This is a genomic window from Pseudoalteromonas sp. APC 3691, assembly GCF_030408135.1.
In the GTDB taxonomy this organism is placed as follows: Bacteria; Pseudomonadota; Gammaproteobacteria; order Enterobacterales; family Alteromonadaceae; genus Pseudoalteromonas.
The window spans coordinates 1-2,737 of record NZ_JASDCB010000129.1; the positions used below are offsets into that span (position 1 = coordinate 1).

Annotated in this window: 2 protein-coding genes and 1 pseudogene; 1 reads left to right on the forward strand and 2 read right to left on the reverse strand. The window is 40.2% G+C overall.

Annotation, left to right across the window (positions count from 1 at the left end):
* A pseudogene (locus QL998_RS20485) lies at positions 1-127 on the reverse strand (IS5/IS1182 family transposase); the annotation flags it as partial.
* 109 nt (positions 128-236) lie between these two features.
* Positions 237-995, reverse strand: coding sequence for a 4'-phosphopantetheinyl transferase superfamily protein (locus QL998_RS20490; protein ID WP_290193382.1), 759 nt, complete (start codon positions 993-995; stop codon positions 237-239).
* A 141-nt stretch (positions 996-1,136) separates the two neighbouring features.
* Here QL998_RS20490 and QL998_RS20495 point away from each other — a divergent pair, with 141 nt between their 5' ends.
* A complete protein-coding gene (locus QL998_RS20495) occupies positions 1,137-2,459 on the forward strand; it encodes a sodium-dependent transporter (RefSeq protein WP_290193383.1) in 1,323 nt (440 codons plus the stop codon).
* The last annotated feature ends 278 nt before the right edge of the window (positions 2,460-2,737 follow it).

The window sequence follows — 2,737 nt, forward strand, 5'->3', positions numbered from 1 at the left end:
TGCGCATCTTATACAGTATGCCTTCGAGCGTTTTTCTATGGTCGGGCTTATTATAAATTCGACCACTTAAGTACATTACTTTTGATAAGACATTCCATGTCCCGTCTGTTAACATTAATCTTGGCATGTAGGTTCGGTGTAAAGTTTTCTGGCGAATTCAATTATACCTTATCTTCATGCTGTTTGTTTTTCATACCACAAAGATCAACACGCCCTAGTAAAGTTACTTAGTAAAATCACTTAACAAAATCAGTTAATAAAAAGCATCGCCAGTCGGTGCTTTTTTTATGCACCACACTTACATCAAAACAAACATTGCTGTCATTGCTATCAACTACAGTAACGCGATTACTGCTAGCACTCAGCTTTGCACTATTTAATTCGTCAAATACATTGGGGCTAAGTAATTTTGCAATAGGGCGGCTGGTGGCTTTAGCAAGTGACTCTTTTAATGTCCAAATTCTAAAAAACGTCTCTGCTTGGGCTTGGGTATTAGTAGGCTTGGTGATAAGTGTAATTTCATCATTATGATAAAAATGCTTAGCGAGCTTTTCAAACGGGCGCTTTAGGCTTACTTTTTCAATATCAAAACCAAACTCACTTTTATCAAGATTTAGCGCGACCCCAACTAAACCATGCGAATGCGAAATACAGGTATTTATAACATTACCATTTACATGTATTTGCAGCTTTGAGCTTGCTTCATCAAATTCGGTACTCATTTTATTAAGGGGTGCGTGCGTATGTTGCGGCTGCGTTACTTTAATAAGGTGTTTTAACAATAACCGCGTAGCTAAATACTCTTGCTTAGCTTGTGGGCTTTTACGGCGGTTTATAATGGTTAACTCAAATGGGCTTAAGCAGTCGGGCAAATTAAAGTCACTAAGCTCAAGTGTTTTAGCATTAAATAATAAAATACTGTTACTCGCTAAAGACAAATTTGCCAATTGAGTTGAAGTAATACTCAAGGTGTTTTTAAAATAGTGTTCAGTCATAAAAGCCCTAAAGCAAAAGAAGTCGCTGATATTGTGAGCGGTTAGTGCCACTAATAAAGGCTGGGTACAATTTTATTACTCAGCTGGCATGAAATATGGTTTAATTCACAATAATCAAAATAATAACAGATTTGTAGATGTATGGCACAAGTGCGTGATGGGTTTCAAAGCCGACTTGGTTTTGTTTTAGCCGCTGCTGGCGCAGCAGTGGGTTTGGGTAATATTTGGGGTTTTCCTACGCAAGCGGCCAACCATGGCGGCGGTGCTTTTTTACTGGTTTATTTTATTGTTATATTTTTACTTGCGCTTCCTGCGTTGTATACCGAACTTTATTTAGGTCACAAAGCACAAGCTAACCCGGTAAAAGCATTGGGCGATGCATGGCAAAACACTAATCGTAAAGTAGGTGCAGCAGCCGGTTACATAGGTCTTGCGGGCGCAGTTGTTATGCTAAGTTTTTATTCAATAGTGGCAGGGTGGATGCTCTCGTACGCTATTGAACCCATAACAACCTTTTTAGGTTTCACAGGCGTAAGCGAATTTTTACATAGCGACTCAGTGCTGCGTAATTTTGTATTTACGCCGCTTATGCTTATTTTAACTGCCAGTATTATTTTAAAAGGGGTTAAGTCGGGAATCGAAACCTGGTCGCGCCGTTTAATGCCACTGTTACTTGTGCTGCTAGTTGGTTTAATTGCCTACATTGCAACACTCGATGGCGCAAGCGAAGGTTTTGCCGCGTATTTAATACCTGATTTTAGCCAGATACTCGACCCTAATTTAATTATTGCCGCAATGGGGCAAGCGTTCTTTTCGCTCTCACTAGGTGTGGGCTGTATGATGATTTACGGCTCGTATTTACAGCCAGATGCTAATTTACCAAAGCTTACCGCAGGTGTTGCACTACTTGATACTGGCGTTGCTTTTTTAGCGGGGTTACTTATTATTCCTGCTATTTATGTGGCGCAGCACAACGGTGTTGAAGTATTTAGTGGTGGTAAACTGATTGGCGAAGGGCAGCTAATTTTTGCTATTTTACCTGAGCTATTTAGCACCATGGGCGAAATTGGTTTATTAGTTGGTTTATTGTTTTTTGTATTAATGTCTATTGCATCGGTTACGTCAACAATATCGACGACTGAAATTCCGGTAGCGTTTTTAGTCGAAAACCATAACGTTAGTCGCACCAAAGCAACGTGGGCAGTGAGCGCCGTTGTACTTGTGTGTGCAAGCGCGATTATATTAAATTTTGATTGGTTATTTGGCTTAGTTATTATGCTATTTACTCAATACCAATTACCGCTTATGGGTTTATTTTACTTTATTACAGTAGGGTGGATGTGGCAGCGTGGTAATAAATTACATCAAGCAACAACCGGTGTACATTACTGGTTTGCTCAGTATATTCGTTTTGTTTGCCCAATATTAATGACCTTGGTATTTGCAAACGTCGCGTTTGGTTAAGCTCTATTTAAAGTGAATTTTTAAACAAAAAAGCGAATAGGGCTTACCTTATTCGCTTTTTTTGTTTGCCCAGCGAAGCTGGCAAACCCGATAGGCTGAAAGATGCCTTATCACCCTGACTAAGGGGAAGATAATCTGAATGGCAAGGGCATCACTGGCCAACGGTGGGGTCTGAAGGAAGCCATAAGAAGTTAGAGGTACACAACTAACCGTAACCTGTTTCGGCAGTATTGGTGGGTCAGCGTGCAAAATAGCGCAACGCCCTATACTTAGTCAGA